The 19051-nt window shown below is 60.8% G+C and carries 19 protein-coding genes; all 19 read left to right on the forward strand.

All coding sequences use genetic code 11. The annotated features are described in order from the left end of the window. Positions 1-240 precede the first annotated feature (240 nt). Complete coding sequence (gene pgm / locus B2G71_RS11490) at positions 241-1902, forward strand: phosphoglucomutase (alpha-D-glucose-1,6-bisphosphate-dependent) (protein WP_098105913.1); 1662 nt, start codon at positions 241-243, stop codon at positions 1900-1902. 625 nt (positions 1903-2527) lie between these two features. Further along, a complete protein-coding gene (locus B2G71_RS11500; protein WP_229710134.1) occupies positions 2528-4930 on the forward strand; it encodes a heavy metal translocating P-type ATPase in 2403 nt (800 codons plus the stop codon). 46 nt (positions 4931-4976) lie between these two features. Continuing rightward, complete coding sequence (locus tag B2G71_RS11505) at positions 4977-5381, forward strand: DUF3141 domain-containing protein (RefSeq protein ID WP_229710109.1); 405 nt, start codon at positions 4977-4979, stop codon at positions 5379-5381. Further along, entirely contained in the window at positions 5374-6615 is a 1242-nt protein-coding gene (locus B2G71_RS11510) for an acetate/propionate family kinase (RefSeq protein WP_098105915.1), read from the forward strand. Before B2G71_RS11505 ends, B2G71_RS11510 begins: the two co-directional genes overlap by 8 nt. Next, positions 6612-7622, forward strand: coding sequence for a bifunctional enoyl-CoA hydratase/phosphate acetyltransferase (locus B2G71_RS11515; protein ID WP_098105916.1), 1011 nt, complete (start codon positions 6612-6614; stop codon positions 7620-7622). Before B2G71_RS11510 ends, B2G71_RS11515 begins: the two co-directional genes overlap by 4 nt. Before the next feature lie 125 nt (positions 7623-7747). Beyond that, positions 7748-8932 (forward strand): NAD(P)/FAD-dependent oxidoreductase, encoded by a 1185-nt coding sequence (locus B2G71_RS11520; RefSeq protein ID WP_168176343.1) that lies wholly within the window; start codon positions 7748-7750, stop codon positions 8930-8932. Next, positions 8929-10338: a F0F1 ATP synthase subunit beta gene (atpD, locus tag B2G71_RS11525; RefSeq protein ID WP_098105918.1), complete on the forward strand. Its 1410-nt coding sequence runs from the start codon at positions 8929-8931 to the stop codon at positions 10336-10338. The genes B2G71_RS11520 and atpD overlap by 4 nt, the downstream gene beginning before the upstream one ends. Positions 10339-10340: 2 nt before the next feature. Continuing rightward, the gene (locus B2G71_RS11530) at positions 10341-10730 is read left to right on the forward strand and encodes a F0F1 ATP synthase subunit epsilon (RefSeq protein WP_098105919.1); all 390 of its coding nucleotides are present in this window, start codon (positions 10341-10343) and stop codon (positions 10728-10730) included. Further along, the gene (locus B2G71_RS11535; RefSeq protein ID WP_098105920.1) at positions 10723-11061 is read left to right on the forward strand and encodes an AtpZ/AtpI family protein; all 339 of its coding nucleotides are present in this window, start codon (positions 10723-10725) and stop codon (positions 11059-11061) included. The genes B2G71_RS11530 and B2G71_RS11535 overlap by 8 nt, the downstream gene beginning before the upstream one ends. Then, a complete protein-coding gene (locus B2G71_RS11540; protein ID WP_098105921.1) occupies positions 11054-11368 on the forward strand; it encodes an ATP synthase subunit I in 315 nt (104 codons plus the stop codon). Before B2G71_RS11535 ends, B2G71_RS11540 begins: the two co-directional genes overlap by 8 nt. Continuing rightward, a complete protein-coding gene (locus tag B2G71_RS11545) occupies positions 11358-12059 on the forward strand; it encodes a F0F1 ATP synthase subunit A (RefSeq protein WP_098105922.1) in 702 nt (233 codons plus the stop codon). The genes B2G71_RS11540 and B2G71_RS11545 overlap by 11 nt, the downstream gene beginning before the upstream one ends. A 24-nt stretch (positions 12060-12083) precedes the next feature. Beyond that, a complete protein-coding gene (locus B2G71_RS11550; RefSeq protein WP_098105923.1) occupies positions 12084-12365 on the forward strand; it encodes a F0F1 ATP synthase subunit C in 282 nt (93 codons plus the stop codon). 3 nt (positions 12366-12368) lie between these two features. Next, positions 12369-13214, forward strand: a complete 846-nt coding sequence (locus B2G71_RS11555) for a F0F1 ATP synthase subunit delta (protein WP_098105924.1) — start codon at positions 12369-12371, stop codon at positions 13212-13214. Beyond that, on the forward strand, positions 13211-14833 hold the full coding sequence (locus tag B2G71_RS11560) for an alternate F1F0 ATPase, F1 subunit alpha (RefSeq protein ID WP_098105925.1): 1623 nt from the start codon (positions 13211-13213) through the stop codon (positions 14831-14833). The genes B2G71_RS11555 and B2G71_RS11560 overlap by 4 nt, the downstream gene beginning before the upstream one ends. Continuing rightward, positions 14830-15813 (forward strand): F0F1 ATP synthase subunit gamma, encoded by a 984-nt coding sequence (locus B2G71_RS11565; protein ID WP_098105926.1) that lies wholly within the window; start codon positions 14830-14832, stop codon positions 15811-15813. The genes B2G71_RS11560 and B2G71_RS11565 overlap by 4 nt, the downstream gene beginning before the upstream one ends. A 139-nt stretch (positions 15814-15952) precedes the next feature. Continuing rightward, entirely contained in the window at positions 15953-16840 is an 888-nt protein-coding gene (locus B2G71_RS11570) for a DMT family transporter (RefSeq protein ID WP_098105927.1), read from the forward strand. Between the two features lie 264 nt (positions 16841-17104). After that, on the forward strand, positions 17105-17374 hold the full coding sequence (locus B2G71_RS11575; RefSeq protein WP_206049389.1) for a DUF2933 domain-containing protein: 270 nt from the start codon (positions 17105-17107) through the stop codon (positions 17372-17374). Between the two features lie 15 nt (positions 17375-17389). Continuing rightward, a complete protein-coding gene (locus tag B2G71_RS11580; RefSeq protein ID WP_098105929.1) occupies positions 17390-18058 on the forward strand; it encodes an isoprenylcysteine carboxylmethyltransferase family protein in 669 nt (222 codons plus the stop codon). 103 nt (positions 18059-18161) lie between these two features. Then, positions 18162-18932, forward strand: a complete 771-nt coding sequence (gene ppk2 / locus B2G71_RS11585; protein WP_098105930.1) for a polyphosphate kinase 2 — start codon at positions 18162-18164, stop codon at positions 18930-18932. The last annotated feature ends 119 nt before the right edge of the window (positions 18933-19051 follow it).

Genomic DNA, 19051 nt, shown 5'->3' on the forward strand with positions numbered 1-19051 from the left:
GCCATGAGTGCTAATGGCCGAATATATAGCCGCAGGGTGGCGCATCATGGTTTTTGCCGAAAGAACGTGAGGCTTCGCAGTAAGAACTCGTGCAACACCACGTCCTTGCGGATGTCAATTCCCTTGATCCCGAAACGACGCGCGCATGCAGACAAGGCCAGGCCTCGCCAACTGGATAGCCAAATCCGGCCGGTTGAACCAAAATCCGGGCGAAGCATCGATTCCGGAGGATGATGGAGCATGACTGACGCGCATCCCGACGCGGGCAAACGGCTCGATCCATCGCAGCTCGTCGATGTCGAGGGACTGATCCGTGCTTATCATGACTTAGCCCCTGATCCTGGCAACGCCGGCCAGCGTGTCACGTTCGGCACTTCCGGCCACCGCGGCTCGGCGCTCGAATGCAGGTTCAACGAGGCGCATATTCTGGCGATTGCCCAAGCGGTCTGCCTTCACCGTGCAAGGACCGGCATAGACGGTCCTTTGTTCCTGGGGGTCGACACGCACGCCTTGTCGGGACCGGCGGCAAGGACAGCAATCGAGGTATTCGCAGCGAATGAGGTGGCCGTCGTGACCGACGCGCGCGACGGCTTTACGCCGACGCCAGTCATCTCTCACGCGATTCTCTCTTACAATCGCGGGCGCACGAGCGGCCTTGCCGATGGCGTCGTGATCACTCCTTCACACAATCCGCCGGAGGATGGCGGCTTCAAGTACAATCCGCCGCATGGCGGACCCTCGGAGCCGGAAGTGGCCGGCAGTATCGAGCGCCTCGCTAACGCGCTACTCGACGCCAAGCTAGGCGGCGTGCGCCGCATGCCCTACGACCGGGCCTATCGTTCATCCGCATTGTCACGGCAGGATTTCCGTTCGGCCTATGTCGACGATCTTGCCAACGTCCTCGACTTCGAGGCGATCAGCGCCTCGAGCCTGCGAATTGGCATCGACCCCCTCGGCGGCAGTTCGGTCGACTACTGGCCTGCCATCATCGAGCTTTATCGGCTCGACGCTTGCCTGGTCAGCGACACCGTCGATCCGAGCTTCGGGTTCATGCCCGCCGATCGCGATGGCCGCATCAGAATGGATTGCTCTTCGCCCTATGCGATGGCGCAGCTACTCGATCTCAAGGACCGATTCGACATATCCGTGGGCAACGATCCGGATGCCGATCGGCACGGTATTGTTACAGCCTCGCAAGGGTTGATGCCTCCGAACGACTATCTCGCCGCTTGCGTTGCCTATCTGTTCATGAACCGGCCTCAGTGGCCGCGCGACGCCGGGATCGGAAAAACGATGGTAACGAGCGCGCTTATCGATCGGCTTGCCGCGCATCTCGATCGCCCCCTGGTCGAAACGCCGGTCGGGTTCAGATGGTTCGTCGACGCCATGCTCGAAGGCAAGCTCGGCTTTGCGGGTGAGGAAAGCGCCGGAGCGACCCTGCTGCGCAAGAACGGCTCGGTATGGACTACCGACAAGGATGGAATCGCGCTCGGCCTGCTTGCTGCGGAGATCATGGCGAAGACGGGCCGCGATCCCACTGCGCTCTACGCCGAGGTGACCGCCACGATTGGAAAGCCGTTCTACCGGCGTACCGACGCTCCGGCGACGAGACGCGAGAAAGAGCAGCTCAGGCAGCTGACGCCGCACAGTTTCGAGGCTGGACAATTGGCTGGCGAAGCCGTGATCGCCATCGAAAGCGCCGCGCCATCGAGCGGCGCTCCCTTGGGCGGCGTGCGCGTACGAAGCGCGAACGGCTGGTTCGCGGCGCGGCCTTCGGGAACGGAGGATATCTACAAGATCTACGCGGAAAGCTTCCGGAGCCTCGACCATCTCGATCAGATCGAGAGCGAAGCAAAGGCGATGATCGGTGCCGCGCTTGCAGAAGCGGCCGTGCGCCACTGACGAAGTCGAAGGAAGAGAAGAATCGTGTGAATGCCGGCGCCGCGTTCGCCAGCGCCAACAATGAAAGCTGGTCGAGGCCATCCCGAGCAACGATTATCAGCGCGCCGAGAGGATTCCCTGCCGCAGGCGCTATACGATGCCATCAAGATGGAATTCTTCGGCATCCTCCAGTCTGGCCCCGCCGGTCAGGGCTGGTTCGACAGGTTTCCCAGGTTCCGGTTCCGGACTGTAAGTTTCATGCCGCCAGTGCGTCTTGAACCATATCCCCTCAGGGGGGAGCCACCAATGGAGGTATTCATGACGATCCGAGCCAAACAGAACGAGGCGCCTGACAAGAAGACGGAGTCGTCGGGATGCTGTTGCGGCAACAAGCGGGCCGCAAGTCCCGCGGAGACCGGCGGACAAGACCCGAGCGCCACCAAAGACGCGGCGACGAAGCACTCCCAAGGGTGCAAATCGACCGGCTGATGCTGTAGGCTGAACACGTGCGGCACAGCCCTTTGGGCGCCGCACCACTCTGTTCGAGGGGCCGCACGCCCCCCCTCCTTTGGCCCCTCGAACACCTGTGGCCATGCTGAACACCATCGGCGAGCCAGACCAACAACGGAGCCTTGCCTTGCCAACCGTGACACTTGAAGCCCGCGGGCTGTTCCAATGCCTTGATCATCTCGGCGTCGAAAAGCAGCTTTCAAAATGCGCTGGAGTGCTCAGCGCCGAAGCCAATCCCGCTTCCGAGAGCGTAACGGTCGTCTTTGACGAGACGCTGATAAATGTCGCCGAGTTGCGCGGCATCATCAATGACTGCGGCTTTCACTGCGGCGGCCGTCTCGTCCCCCGGCATGTCTGCGCCCGCGATGCCGTGGTGACCCCAGACGGCGACAGCCAGAACCGCGCGGGCCCCGCGTCCGGTCACGTCCATCATCACCGGCCGGGACCCGTCGCTGCTGCCGCCAAAGGGGGGCCGGCGCACGACGCCATGGCTCATGAAATGGGGCACGGCGCGGGGATGGACATGGCCGCGATGGCGCGCGACATGCGCAACCGGTTCTTCATCAGCCTGATCTTTAGTCTTCCGATCTTCGGCCTGTCTCCGATGGGGATGGACCGCCCCTTGCTTACCCCACCTTTCGGCCTGGAGCTCAACATCGCCTTGTTCCTGCTTGCAAGCGCGGCGATCCTTTATCCCGTCTGGCCCTTCGTGGTCGCCGCGATCCGAGCGCTGCGCAATGGTATTCTCAACATGGCCGTGCTCGTGTTGCTGAGCGTCGGCACCGGCTATCTGTTCAGCGTCGGCACCACCTTCTTTTTCGAGGGCCAGCAATTCTACGAAGCCTCGGCGGTTCTGCTCGTTTTCATTCTTCTTGGCCACTGGCTCGAAATGCGGGCAAGGGCCGGCGCTTCGCAGGCTATCCGCGCATTGATGGACCTGGCGCCGCCGATGGCGACAGTCCTGCGCGACGGGAAGGAGATCGAAGTGCCGACCGCCGAGGTGCTGGTCGGCGATGTCGTTCTGATCCGCCCCGGCAACAAGATCCCCGTCGACGGCGAGATTCTCGATGGCAAGTCGGACGTCGATGAATCGATGCTGACAGGAGAATCCATGCCGGTCTCCAAAGCCCCTGGCGATGCGGTCATTGGCGCCACGATCAACCGCAGCGGCAGTTTCCGCTACCGCGCGACCAAAGTGGGAGCGGATACCGCCCTCGCCCAGATCGTCAAGCTCGTCCAGGAAGCGCAAAACTCCAAGGCACCGGCGCAATTGCTCGCGGATCGCGCATCGCAATGGCTGGTGCTCGCCGCGATCGTTATCGGCCTTGCCACATTTGCCGGCTGGTACTGGGCGCTGGGTTCGACCTTGCTGTTCGCATTGACACTGACGATCACCGTGTTCGTGATCGCCTGTCCCGATGCACTCGGTCTTGCCACCCCGATGGCGGTGATGGTCGGAACCGGTCTTGGTGCGATGAACGGCATCTTGTTCAAGAATGCCGGCGCGCTCGAGGACGCGACCAAGCTTGATGTGATCATCTTCGACAAGACCGGAACGCTCACCATGGGGCAGCCCAAGGTCGTCGATGTGGTCGCGGCTGCGGAATATACGCAGGACGAGGTGCTCCGCATGGCCGGAGCGGTTGAACGCAATTCGGAGCATCCGCTTGCCATCGCGATCCTGGAGCGCGCATCGGGCATCACTTTGCCGGAAGCCCGCAATTTCGCCAACCGCGAGGGCAAGGGCGCAGGTGCCGAAGTCGAAGGTGCATCCGTGGTGGTCGGGAACCGTCAGGTAATGGAGGATGAAAACGTTCCATTGGGCGCGCTTGCGGAACCCGCCGAGCGGTTGAAGGGCGCCGGCCGCACGGTTGTCCATGTCGCCCGCGGCGGCGAGATACTGGGCCTGATCGCGATTGCCGATGCACCTCGCCCCACCGCCAAGGCGACCGTCGCCGCACTGCGCGAACGCAAGGTCAAGGTCGCGATGCTCACCGGCGACAATGCGGGCACGGCCAAACGGATCGCCGCGGAACTCGGCATCGACATCGTGCTCGCCGATGTCCTGCCGGGGCAGAAGGCCGATAAGGTCAAGGAACTGCAGGCGCAAGGCCAGCGGGTCGGCATGGTCGGAGATGGCGTCAACGATGCGCCCGCCCTGACGCAGGCCGATGTCGGATTCGCCATCGGCGCGGGAACCGACGTCGCCATGGAAAGCGCGGACGTCGTCCTGATGAAGAGCGATCCCTTCGACATTGTCGGTGCGATCACCCTGTCGCGTGCGACATTGCGCAAGATGCACCAGAATCTCTGGTGGGCGGTGGGTTACAACATCATCGCCTTCCCGCTCGCCGCCGGCGTGCTCTATCCCGTGCTGCTGAGCCCGGAGATTGCTGCGCTCGCCATGTCGGGCAGTTCCGCGCTTGTTGCCATCAACGCGCTGATGCTCAAGCGGACCAGGCTGACGGGTGTTGGCCGCGGCAGGATGCCGGCCGGGAGCGCAGCACAGGACTCGCCAGTTCCGGCGACCGCGATGTGATCCGATTTTCGGCTACCTCTTCGATCTCTTGCGAAACGGCGAAACAATGGCTTCTTCATCCACTCAAACCAGCGGAACATTACCAACTTCGGCGGCGCCGTCGCGGCAATCAGGAAACCGTCCTCCCCAATCACTGGGCGAAGCGCGAAAACGAATTCTATCCGGCTTCGGGCCCATTCCGGATATTCTCAAATGGCTCCACCCGATGCGGACGAGCCGCTATCTCCTTTCCGAGGTACTCAATCCCTGGATGCGCGGTGCCGCAATGTTGGCGGGTGCGATCTCGCCAAGGCGCAAGCCGCTGTCACCTGACCAGTCGTTGGTTCAGCGGGAAAGAGACGTAATCGGCGCGATCACCCAAGCGCTCGAGGACGCGCGGCGAGCCAGGGACAAAACCGGCGAGCAGATCTTTGGCTGGCTGTACGGCTTTGCGGGCAGCAGCCATGCCTAGCAATGGTCGCCCCCCGCAGCCCCAACTGCGAGCAGCTGCAGGCGATGCCATTCTGGTTATCAACAGCGGCTCGTCGAGCGTGAAGTTCGCGCTCTTTTCGACCAAGGATCCCCCAGCGCGCCTCTGGTCAGGGGCCATCGACCGCATCGGCCTTGCACATGGCCGTTTTCACGCCGTTGACGCAGCAGGGACGACGGCGTTCGATGAAACGGCAGAAGTCGCTGACCACGACATGGCTCTGCATCTGCTTTTGGATGCGATCGACCGGCACACCGCCGGAGACGGTTTGGCGGCAGTCGGGCACCGCATTGTCCATGGCGGCGCGGAATGTGATTGCGCCACATTCGTAACCGAGACGCTGGAGGCGCGGTTGCGCGAGTTCGTGCCGCTTGCTCCGCTGCATCAACCGCACAATCTGGCCGGAATCACCGCAGTCCGCAACGCTCGCCCAGACCTGTCCCAAATCGCCTGCTTCGATACCGCCTTTCATCATGGCATGCCGCACCTCGCAACCCTGACGGGTTTGCCGCGCGAGTTGCGTGACCAAGGCATCCGCCGTTACGGCTTTCATGGCCTCTCCTACGAATATGTCATTGAACGGCTGCGCAGCGAGGAGGTCGACGTCGATGGCGAGCGCGTCATCGTTGCCCATCTCGGGAACGGGGCTTCGATGTGCGCGCTGAAGGGCGGCAGAAGCGTCGAGACGACGATGGGTTTCAGCACATTGAGCGGTCTGCCCATGGGGACGCGCTGCGGCGACCTCGACCCGGGCATCATCCTTTACTTGCTGACAGAGATGGACTTGTCCGCAGATCGGCTCCGGCATCTCCTTTACGAGGAATCGGGACTGCTGGGACTGTCCGGTTTCAGCCGCAACATGCAGGAATTGCTGGCGCGGCCCACAGACCATTCCGCTCTCGAGGCCGTAGCGTACTTCTGCTACCAGGCGCGCTCACACCTGGCAGCACTGACCGCCGTCTTGGGCGGCCTCGATCGCCTCGTATTCACCGGCGGAATCGGCGCCAATGCCCCCATGGTTCGCGCCGACATTTGCGCGGATCTCGGCTATCTGGGCGTCGCCCTGGATCCCACGCGCAACACAGCTGGTGCACGCGTCATCTCGTCGGCTGCGGGCCGTGTCGTTGTTGAAGCATTCGCAACCGACGAAGAACAAATGATAGCGCAGCACATGCGCCGGCTGCTGGCCGCGCAGCCCGCAAGGCAGGTGGCGTGAACTTGACCCCCCCTGCCCCACATCTGCAGCGCCTCGTCGAACAGGCAACCGGCCTTGGACCCATACGCGTTGCTGTAGCTGATGCCGCGCAATCGGAAGTTCTGGAAACTATGCGCGAAGCGCAGGGACTCGGCTTGGTCGAGCCGCGTCTCGTTGGCGATCCGGAGGCGATCGCCGCGATCTGCAGCGATATCGAATGGACGCCGGCGCCTGATTGGATGGTCCCCGCCGGTTCGGGAATTGCCGCAGCAGCAAAAGCTGTGGAACTCGCCCGCGAGGGCAAGGCCGATGCAGTGATGAAAGGACATATCCACACCGACAGCCTGATGCACGCTTTGCTCGACAAGGAACTTGGGCTGCGTGTGCCAAGCGAGCGGGTCAGTCATGTCTTCCTGGTCGACGTCGCAACCCGGTCAAGACTCCTGGGGATTACCGACGCGGCGATCAACATCGCGCCCGACCTCAGCGCCAAGGCCCAGATCCTGCAAAATGCGATCAACCTGTTCCAACTCCTCGGGGTCGAGACGCCAAAGGCCGCCGTCCTCTCGGCGATAGAGACGGTCAATCCCGAAATCGTCTCGACACTCGATGCGGCATGTCTGACGCTCATGGCGCAGCGCGGACAAATCACCGGCGCGCTGGTCGACGGCCCGCTCGCCTTCGACAATGCCATCTCGAGCCAGGCAGCCGCGGACAAAGGGATTGTTTCAGCCGTGGCCGGTGACGCAGACATTCTGCTCGTGCCGGATCTAGTCTCGGGAAACATCCTCGCGAAAAACCTTGAATATCTGGCGGGAGCCACTGCGGCCGGGATCGCGGTCGGTTTGGCGGTGCCGGTGGCGCTGACGTCGCGCGCGGATCCGGTGCCGGCACGGCTGGCCTCGCTCGCTGTGGCAGCGCTGATGCACCACCGCAGACCAATAACTCCGACGGCGCTGCACCCGTTCGAGGCAAGTCTTCACTGCGCGCCGCAGCCCGAGCGTGCCTGCTGTCCGCTTGCGAAATGATCATGTCCCACGCTCAGCCATCCCTCACGCGGACCGGGACCGGAAACGATCGGCCAGCCCCCCAGTCCCCTATCCGCGCACCACACACGCACCCGGCTTTCGCCCGTGAAGATGTAAGCAACCAGGTGACGGTTATCGGCGCGGGTCCGGCGGGCCTCGTTTGCGCGATTGCTCTCGCGCGTGCTGGGCGTCGCGTTCTCGTGCGCGAGTGGCATCGCAATGTCGGCATGCGGTTTCACGGGGACTTCCAGGGCCTCGAGAACTGGAGCGGCGAAACGGATGTGTTGGATGACCTGCGCGCTGCCGGCATCGAGCCGACCTTTGACCATCATGGTGTGACCCGGGGCACGGTCTATGATTCCCGTGGCAGTCATTATCAGGTACAGAGTGCGCGCGCCCTATTCTATCTTGTTCGACGGGGAAGCGACGAAGGTTGCCTCGATCATGCGTTGTTGCGCCACGCGATTGCGGCTGGGGTAGAGGTCAGGTTCGAAGACCGGGCGAGTGACGCCGAAGGAAATGCTGTCCTCGCGATCGGCCCGAGACGGGCAGACATCATCGCCGTCGGGTATGTGTTTGAGACCCACATGGCAGACGGGAGCTGGCTCGTCCTGGATGAGCGCCTCGCCCCGCGCGGTTACGCTTATCTGCTGATCCACGCTGGCCGCGGCACGCTCGCCAGCTGTATGTTGAAGGGCTTCAAGCAGCAGGCGGTCTATCTGGAGCGAACCGTTGCCTTCTTCCGCAGTCAACTGGGGCTGACAATGCGCGCCGCAAAGCCGTTTGGCGGCTTCGGCAATTTCCGGATTCCACGCTCGGCCATCCAAGGCGGTCACCCCGTGATTGGCGAACAGGCCGGGTTCCAGGATGCGCTGGCGGGATTCGGCATGCGCTACGCCATTCGATCGGGCCTGCTCGCGGCACGCAGCATCCTTGAAGCCAGAGACTATTCCAGCCTATGGCGCGAAGAACTACGGCCGCTGCTTCGTGCCGGTATGGTCAACCGCTTCATCGTCAATCTCATCGGTGAGCGGGGCTGGCCAGCCGTGGAGAAGCTGCTCACGCACGGCGACGCGCGCATTGCGCTCCAGCGAATGTACAGGCCCTCGATAGCGAGCCGAATCCTTTTTCCGATAGCGCAGCTACACCATCTCGGAACCTCTCGCGATCCGAGTTGCGATCACATCGATTGCGATTGCGTGTGGTGCCAGCACCAGGCCGAACACAAACCTCCTATCGCTGACCGGAACAGCAGGGGCGGAAGTACGCCGACTGGTTCCACTCGAGCGGATCGAGGTGAGCATTTATGAACACTGAAGCCAGTTCTTCAAATTGTGGCGTGGTCGTTTCAGTGCGCGGCAGTGTCGTTGACGTTCGTTTCGCCAGCCGTTTGCCGCAGATATATTCGGTGCTGCGAGCTGGTCCGGACAAACAGATCGTGATTGAAGTTCTGGCTCAGCAAGATGCACATCATGTGCGAGGAATTGCCTTGACGCCCACACAGGGCCTCGCTCGCGGAATGATCGTCGAGGACACGGGCGGACCCTTGAAAGCACCGGTGGGCAAGGCAGTGCTCTCGCGAATGTTTGATGTGTTTGGCAATGCCATAGATCGCGAACCTGCAGTGTCGGGCGTCAAATGGCGTTCGGTGCATAATGCACCGCCGCCGCTTATGCGACGTTCCACAAGATCCGAAGTCTTTGAGACAGGCATCAAGGTCATCGATATCCTCGCACCGCTGGAGCGCGGCGGCAAGGCGGGCCTTTTTGGCGGAGCCGGCGTCGGCAAGACGGTGCTGCTGACCGAAATGATCAACAACATGGTCGGTCAAAATGCCGGCGTAAGCATTTTCTGCGGCATTGGTGAGCGTTGTCGGGAGGGTGAAGAGCTTTACGATGCCATGAAGCAAGCGGGGGTGTTGCCGAATATGGTGATGCTCTTCGGCCAGATGAACGAGCCGCCTGGCGCCCGATTTCGCGTCGGGCACGCCGCGCTGACGATGGCCGAATATTTCCGAGATGAAGAGCACCGCGACGTGTTGCTGCTAGTCGATAACATCTTTCGCTTCATCCAGGCAGGAATGGAAGTGTCGGGCCTGATGGGCCAGATGCCGTCGCGGCTCGGCTATCAACCCACCATGGGCACCGAGCTGTCGGGGCTGCAAGAGCGGATCGCCAATACCGATACTGGCGCCATCACCTCGATCCAGGCGGTCTACGTGCCGGCCGACGATTTTACCGATCCGGCGGCTGTGCACACCTTCTCGCACCTTTCCGCGTCGATCGTGCTCTCACGCAAACGGGCCAGCGAAGGCCTGTTCCCGGCTGTCGACCCCCTGCAATCCAGTTCCAAGATGGCCACACCAGGCGTGGTCGGCGAGCGGCATTACCGCCTGGCGCGGGAAATCCGGCGCACGCTCGCACAATATGATGAGCTCAAGGACATTATCGCCATGCTTGGGCTGGAGCAGCTTTCGCCGGAAGACCGCAACGTCGTCGCACGCGCCCGCCGGCTGGAGCGGTTTCTCACGCAACCCTTTTTCACGACAGAGCAGTTCACCGGACTTACGGGTAAACTGGTCAGCCTCGAGGACGCGCTGAACGGCTGCGAGCGGATATTGCGCGACGAATTCAAGGATTATCCCGAAAGCGCACTCTACATGATCGGGGCGATCGACGAGGCAAAGACAAGTTCGCAATCTGAGCATGCCATCTGATCATGAACCTCAAAATCCTCTTGCCCTTCGATATCTTCACCGAGAAAACCGGCGTGTCGCGGATTGTCGCCGAGACGCATCATGGTTCGTTTGGTATTCTCCCTCGCCGTCTTGATTGCGTGGCGGCACTGACGGCCGGAATACTGACTTACGAGACTCCGTCAGAGGGGGAAGTATTTCTCGCTGTGGACGAAGGGGTGCTCGTCAAGGCTGGTGCTGACGTTCTTGTATCGGTGCGTCGCGCGCTGGGCGGAACAGACCTTGGTCAGTTGCGTGAAGCAGTCGAGCAGGAATTTCTGACACTTGACCGCCAGGAACAGAGCCTGCGCTCGATATTGGCGAAAATGGAAAGTGACCTCATCCACCGCATGGCGAGTATTCGCAATGACTGACCCGTCCCGCAAGAGGCGCGTGAAGCCGCGCCAGTCGCTCAGCCGACAGGTCGGCTTGAAGGCGGCGCGAAAGCTCAAGGCACGGCGCAATCCAGGACAAGGCGTCTGGTTCGGTTTGGGAATGATGGGCCTTATCGGCTGGTCGGTGGCGATTCCGACGCTGCTGGGCGCTGCCCTCGGGTTCTGGCTGGATCAACGCTATCCGGGTAGGCATCCCTGGACCCTGGCGCTGCTGGTGGCTGGCCTCGCCATCGGCTGTCTCAACGCCTGGCATTGGATGGCCAGGGAACAAAAGGAGATGCAGAGCGAACGGGAGGACGATCATGAATGAAACAATGATACTGGCAGCGCCTGTGTTCCTCGGCTTTCTGCTCGGCGTATTCTTCTTTGGCGGCCTTTGGTGGACGGTGAAGAGGGCAATCCCGTCGCAACGCCCGGCACTTTGGTTTTCGGCCAGTTTGCTGGTGCGAACGAGCATCGCCATGGCGGGCTTCTATCTTGTCGGCGGCAATGCCTGGGCGCGGTGGCTGCTGTGCCTCCTGGGCTTCATCCTGGCACGGTTTTTCGTGAACTCGCTGACCCGTTCGTCAAGACCCAACCCACCCGATTTGCCAGCGGAGATCCGCTATGCGCCTTAGCCCCGACGATATGATCTTCTGGCAATACGGGTTCATCAAGTTCAACGCCACAATTGCGTTCACATGGGGCCTCATGTTCGTGCTTGCCGTCGGCTCCAGGCTCATCACTCGGAAGCTCTCGACCGGTCTGCACCGATCCCGATGGCAGAATCTGCTGGAAATCATTGTCACGGGCATCGAAAAGCAAATCGAAGATGTCGGTCTCCGACACCCAAGAAAATACATCGGTTTTCTGGGCACGCTCTTTCTGTTCCTGGCTTTGGCCAGCCTTTTCACCATCCTCCCCGGCTATGAACCGCCCACGGGATCGCTATCGACCACGGCCGCTCTCGCGCTCTGCGTTCTGGTGGTGGTGCCGTTTTCCGGAATCAAGGAGCAGGGGCCGGGTAGCTACCTCAAGTCATATCTCGAGCCGACAGCCATCATGCTGCCGTTCAACATCATCAGCGAACTGTCGCGCACATTGGCGCTGGCCGTTCGTCTGTTCGGCAACATGATGAGTGGAACGATGATACTCGCGATCCTGCTGACCGTCACGCCGTTTATCTTCCCGGTCGTCATGAGCGCGCTTGGTCTGCTCACCGGCATGGTGCAGGCCTATATCTTCAGCATTTTGGCTACGGTCTATATCGCGGCCGCCACACGCGGCCGCACGGCCAGGTCCGTATCAACCCCAGAACCCAGAACATGAAACGCGGCAACAAGAGGAGGCATTATGGACAGTATGACGCTCATTGGCATCGCTTCAATAGTCACCGCCGGGCTGACGATTGCGCTCGGGAGCATCGGACCCGCGCTCGGTGAGGGCCGTGCGGTCTCGACAGCATTGAGTTCGCTGGCACAACAGCCCGATGCCGCAAGCACCATCACGCGCACCTTGTTTGTCGGCTTGGCGATGATCGAGTCGGTCGCGATCTATTGCTTCGTGCTCTCGATGATCCTCGTTTTCGCAAACCCATTCTGGAACCACGTCATCGCACAAGCCGCGGGAAAGTGATCGATGCTCATCGATTGGTTCACTGTCGGCGCGCAAGCGCTCAACTTTCTCATTCTGGTGTGGTTGCTGAAGCGCTACCTCTACAAGCCGATCCTCGACGCACTCGATGCCCGGGAAAGGCGAATTGCCGCAGAGCTCGCTGACGCTGACGCGAAGAAGTCCGAGGCGCAAGAGGAACGCGACCTGTTCCTTCACAAGAACGAACAGTTCGACGAGCAGCGTGCGGCGCTCATGAACGAAGCGATGGAAGAGGTGAAGGCGGAGCGTCGGCGGCTTCTCGATGAGGCGAGAACGGCGGCCGATGCGCTGAGTGCCAAACGCCAGGAAGCGTTGCGCGCCGAAGCCGACAATCTCAATGACGCCATACGCCGTAAAACCCAACAGGAAGTGTTCGCCATCGCGCGGAAGACGCTGAAAGATCTCGCCGCGGTCAGCCTTGAAGAGCGTATGACCGAAATGTTCGTCCAACAGGTGCGCACGATGAAAGGCGGAACAAAAGAGACCCTCGCTCAGACGCTCGAAGCTGCGTCCGAGCCCGTGCTCGTCCGCAGCGCCTACGGCTTGTCGGGCGAGCAACGTGCTACGATTGAGCAAGCGCTCACGGAGACGTTCTCGGCCGATATTCCCTTGCGGTTCGAGACCGCGCCAAGCCTGGTGAGCGGAATCGAATTAATCACGAATGGACAAAAGATAGCCTGGTCCATCGCGGACTACCTCACTGCGATGGAAAAGGTGGTTGCCAGCCTTCATCAAGACAAGGATCTGGTTGATACCGCAACCGGACCGCCGACAACGCCCAAAGCCGGATCAAAGGCCGATAAACCAAAACCCGAAACGCAACGCCAATGACAGCCAGGTCCGAAACCCTACAAAGTGCATTCGACTCTGCATTTGCAGGAATCGGTCAGACGCGGAAGGTATTCGCACCGCAGCTGGCACCAAGAGAGGTGGGAACCATCACCAGTATTGCGACCGGGGTCGCCAAGGTCTCCGGGCTCCCCGAAGTCGGCTTCGAGGAGCTGATACGCTTTCCCGGCGACGTGCTCGGCATGGCATTCAATGTTGATGACAGTGAAACCGGCGTCGTTCTGCTCGGCGCGTATTCTCATTTGAACGCGGGCGATGAGGTCGAGCGAACAAGCCGAGTCATGGATGTTGCCGTGGGCGAAGGCCTGCTGGGCCGCGTTATCGACCCCCTTGGCCGGCCACTCGATGGCAACGGACCGGTCGTCGCCAGCGACCGTTTGCCTATTGAGCGCACGGCACCGCACATCATGGATCGCGCAGCTGTGACGATCCCTCTGCAAACCGGGATCAAGGTCATCGATGCGCTCATTCCGATAGGGCGCGGCCAGCGCGAGTTGATTCTCGGCGACCGCCAGACCGGCAAGACCGCCATCGCTATCGACACTATCCTCAACCAGCGCGACCAGAACGTGCTGTGCGTCTATTGTGCGATTGGCCAGCGCGCGTCCGCCGTCGCCAAAGCGGTAGCGACCCTGCGTGAAGCGGGCGCGCTCGACTACACTGTCGTTGTCGTCACCGAAGGCAATGACCCGCCCGGTCTCGCCTTTATCGCCCCATATGCCGCGACCAGTATCGCAGAGCATTTCATGGAGCAGGGCCGCGATGTTCTCATCGTTTATGACGATCTCACGCAACATGCGCGCGCCTATCGCGAATTGTCCCTTCTGTTGCGGCGCCCGCCCGGCCGCGAGGCCTTTCCCGGCGACATCTTCTACATTCACGCACGATTGCTCGAACGAGCAACCCATTTGCGCGAAGAACTCGGAGGCGGGTCGATCACCGCCCTGCCCATCATTGAAACCGAAGCACAGAACATCTCCGCCTACATTCCGACCAATCTCATTTCGATCACCGATGGGCAGATATATCTCTCGCCGTCGCTGTTCGAATTGGGCATCCTGCCCGCTGTCGACGTCGGCAAATCGGTTTCGCGCGTCGGCGGCAAGGCACAGCGTTCCGCCTACCGCGCCGTCGCAGGCGATCTCAAGCTTGCCTATGCGCAGTTCGAGGAACTCGAGACCTTTGCCCGCTTTGGTGCCCGATTGGATGAAGCCACCCGCAAGACGATCGAACATGGACAGCGTATCCGCGCGTGCCTGCAGCAGGGGGAAGGCGCGCCAGTGCCGGTGCCGGCGCAAATCGCTGTCTTGCTTGCGGCAACCGCCAAGCTCTTCGATACCGTCGCGCTCGAGCAGATGCCCGATGCCGAGCTCGCCGTCCAGAAGGCGGCCGTGCACATACCCGCTCAAGTGCGCGAACGATTTGAAAGCGCCGGCAAGCTCAGCGACGAGGATCGCTCGACTATCGTTGAAATTGCCAGAGCGGCCGTCGCGCCTTTCCAAGCCGCGCCGAAGGCCCAGATTACCGCAGGATCGCCCGGCACCCTAGAACTGCAGAACACTTCATCGCGGCCTGTGGCAGGCGGACGAGAACGATCATGAGCGATACCATCGAGAGCCTGCGGCGAAAAATCAACAATGCCAGCGATCTCCAATCCGTCGTCCGGACAATGAAAGCCTTGGCCGCGTCGAACATTGGCCAATATGAAAGATCGGTCCATGCGCTGGCCGACTATAATCGAACCGTGGAATTGGGATTGGGCGCCTGGTTTCGGGAAAACCGGGTAGCGTCCCCGATAGCGGAGAGAAATGAAACCGATCAGGCCGATGCGGTTGGCGCTGTCGTATTCGGATCTGACCAAGGACTGGTCGGGAGGTTTAACGATATTGTCGCCGATCATGCGATCAAGACACTTGATGCTCTGACTGGCAAAGCTCAGGTCTGGGCTATAGGCGAGCGTGTTCATGCTCGTCTCGCGGATGCGGGCCTACCGCCGGTTGGCCTTCTTGCTGTTCCCAATTCTGTCCAGGGTATCACTGCCTTTGTCGCACAGCTTCTGTTTGAAAGCGAAGGGCTTCAGGCTGACTCTGCGCAAACCAGCCTTTGGGTGTTCCATAACCGGCCCATGGCCGGAGCCCTATTCGAACCGGTTGGTCAGCGTTTGCTGCCACTCGACGCCCAGTGGCAAGACGATGTCGCAAGTATGCGCTGGCCAACAGGAAACTTGCCCCAGATCGTGGGCACCGGACCTGAGACTACCGGCGCACTCATCCGCGAATATTTGTTCATCTCGCTCTTTCGGGCCTGTGCCGAATCCCTCGCTAGCGAGAATGCGAGCAGACTGGCGGCCATGGAGCGAGCCGACAAGAACATCAGTGAGATGCTGGCGCAGTTGAATAGCGCGTTCCAGCAGTTGCGCCAGACGGGCATCGACGAGGAACTTTTCGATGTAATTTCCGGCTTCGAGGCGTTGACCACATCGAGGCCACGGCGGATGGATGGAGGCGAAGGTCAGATTCAAAGCCTGTCCGATGGGAACCGCGAGCGCGAACCGGACCGGGAAAAGAGTCCATCGGTGTGAGGCTTGGGACCATTCGCCATCCCACATGCTCGCGGCAACTTGCCAATCGCATGATTTTACGCTGGAGTTCGCCGGAGCGTGAAGCGCCCTGGGCAGACGAAATTTGACTGCCGGTTCGATCACCAGACTCCTTGCCGTGATGCTGCTCTGGGCGGGGTGCTTCCCGCTCATCACCATTGGTCTTGACCTGGCGCCTCATGTTGCCTTTGCGGCCATGCGCGCTGCAATCGCGGGACTGAGCCTCATTCTGCTGGGCATTTTCCTGGGCCGGCCCCTCCCCCACGATATTCGTATCTGGATCTTGATCGTTGCTTCGGGTCTAGGTGCAACTTCCCTTGGGTTCCTGGGAATGTTCCATGCCGCCGAATATGTTTCACCCGGTATTGCTACTGTCATCGCGAATACGCAGCCGCTTTTGACCGCGCTTCTCGCCCACAGCATCTTGCAGGAACGGCTTAGCTCTTGGGGCAAGGCGGGACTTGTCCTGGGCCTGCTTGGCGTTGTCGCTATCGCCTGGCCTGCAGTCGCTTCAAACAATATGCCCAATTACCGTTTTGGCATCGCCTATGTCGGCCTCGCGGCGACAGGGGTTGCGCTAGGCAATATCGGCATCAAGCGTCTCACGGGTCAAACCGACGCGGTCATGGCAATGGGCTTCCAACTGGCGATCGGGGCAATTCCTCTGGCGCTCCTATCATCAGCGAGCGAAGATTGGACTTCGATTTCCTGGACAGCACAGTTTGCCGCCATATTATTCACCCTGGCCATTTTGGGCACGTCCGCCGCATTTTGGCTGTGGTTCACAGCCCTGGAACAGGTTGGCCTCACCCAGGCAAATGCCTTCACCTTCCTGGTGCCGATCATCGGCCTGGCGATCGGCACGGCTCTGTTCGGCGAACGGCTGACATGGACACAGGCCGGAGGCGCCATTCTGATCCTCGGCGGCATCCTTCTCGTGCAGCGTGCCAGTCACAGGCCCAAGCCAAGTGACCCCTGTGGCCGGCCGAACGAGGAGAGACTACAATAGGAAAGGGGCGAGATGGTGCGAATCTTGGAATTCGAATGATAATCCTAATGTTTGACAGGCGTTCCCGACAACCCGGGCCAGGAATGAAGCCGGTCCGATCGATGGCGGTGGCCCCACAATTGCTAGTGCGCTCGAAATCTGAACCGCATACCGACGACTACTGTAATGGGGACGTGAATCATGCGTCTTTTTGGTTGAAGCGGATCATCAACTGATGGCCTGAATGGGGTGCAAGATATGGACTACGAGAGACATGATCGGTCAATGGGCGCGAGGACCAACGGTTCGACCTGGCGCATCGCGCTCGCCTTTGTCGCCTTTGCCGGAATCGCGGCATTCTTCCTTCTGGCCGAACACCGGGCGCATATGCTCGGAATTCTTCCGTGGGCGCTACTACTGCTGGCCTGTCCGCTGTTGCATATGTTCATGCATGGCGGGCATGGCGGACACGACCACCTCGATCATGGAAGGAGCCGGCCCGGCACCGACACGGCAAATGACCCGCCAGCCGGTTCCGGCTCCCACCGCCACTGATCCGGAGACCAGACCATGCACAGCGAAGCACCCGCATATGGGCTCTGGGGTCTGGCATTCGTGAATGCCGCGATCTTCATCTTTTTCGCATTCAGCTTCTTCAAGCCGCAAACAAAGCGTGACTGGCGCTCGTTCAGCGCCTTCAGCGCCTTTCTCGTTGCTCTGTTCGCGGAAATGTATGGCTTCCCGCTGACCATCTATCTGCTCTCGGGGTGGCTCCAGAGCCGCTATCCGGAGGTGAACTGGTTCTCGCATGACGCCGGACACCTCCTCGAAGAACTGTTCGGGTGGCAGGCCAACCCCCATTTCGGGCCATTTCATATTGCGAGCTTCGTTCTGATCGGAGGCGGCTTCTGGCTTATTTCGAGCGGGTGGGCCCGCCTCTACCGCGCGCAAAAGAACAATCTCCTCGCGACAGAAGGCATTTATTCCTATGTGCGGCATCCGCAATATGACGGGTTCATTCTCATCATGCTCGGGTTCCTGTTCCAATGGCCGACCGTGCTGACCCTCGCGATGTTCCCGGTCCTCACCTTCATGTATGTCCGCTTGGCGCGAAACGAAGAGCGCGAAGCGCTCGCGACTTTCGGCGAAGAATACCGCGCGTACATGAAACGGGTTCCCGGCTTTATCCCGCGATGGTCGAAGTTCTCGTCCACCCATCATTCCAACCCGCCATCCTGAGAGCACGAATGCCCTTGGCGGGGACGATTGTTATGGGTCGACTTGTTATCGCGAAGGACGGACCGAAGAAGTCCGCGCAGAGCCTGAAAGTGAAGAGGTGCAGATGAGCACGAATGAAAAGGAGAAGCACTCCTATGCCGAGCAGCTTCGTGCGCTCCAGGTCGGGCTCAGCGCCCTGCAGCGGCAGATCATCGCCGATGGCCGCAAATTGCTGATCATTTTCGAAGGAAGGGATGCGGCAGGCAAAGACGGGACGATCAAACGAATCGTCAAGCATCTCAGCCCACGCGAAACGCGCGTGGTCGCGCTGGGTCCACCTTCGGACCATGATCGCAGATCCTGGTATTTCCAGCGCTGGACGAGTCATCTCCCGGCTGCAGGAGAGATCGTTCTGTTCAACCGCAGCTGGTATAACCGCGCTGGCGTCGAGCGGGTAATGGGATATTGTACAGACGCCGAGTATGAGGAATTCATGGCGACCGTGCCGATGTTCGAGCAGCTTCTAGCTCATTGCGGCATCACATTGGTCAAATATTATCTCGATATCTCGAAGTCGGAGCAGAAAAAGCGCCTTGCGGCAAGACGGAAGGATCCCCTCAAGCAGTGGAAGATCAGCCCGGTTGACGATGAAGCCACAAAGCGCTGGGACGCTTACAGCACGGCTCGCAACGAAATGCTTGCGCGCACGCACAGCATCGCCGCACCGTGGACCGTGGTTCGAGCCGACGACAAACATCACACGCGACTTTCGCTGATCAGCGATTTGCTGAGCCGTCTCGGCGAAGCGTCACACGCCGATCATGGCCTGCCGGATCCGAACGCCGTCTTCCTCTATGACAATGCTGCGCTGGGACAGGGTCTTATCGCGCCGTGATGAGGGCGATCCGATTGACCTGGCTCTGTCGGGGCAGCGCGCACGTTCGCCGGCTGGTTCCGACCAGCGGGAGCGTTGTAGCCCGGCAAGACCGAAGCCATGCGTCGTGGCCACCTCAC

It is taken from the genome of Novosphingobium sp. PC22D, from assembly GCF_002556635.1.
Lineage (GTDB): Bacteria > Pseudomonadota > Alphaproteobacteria > Sphingomonadales > Sphingomonadaceae > Novosphingobium.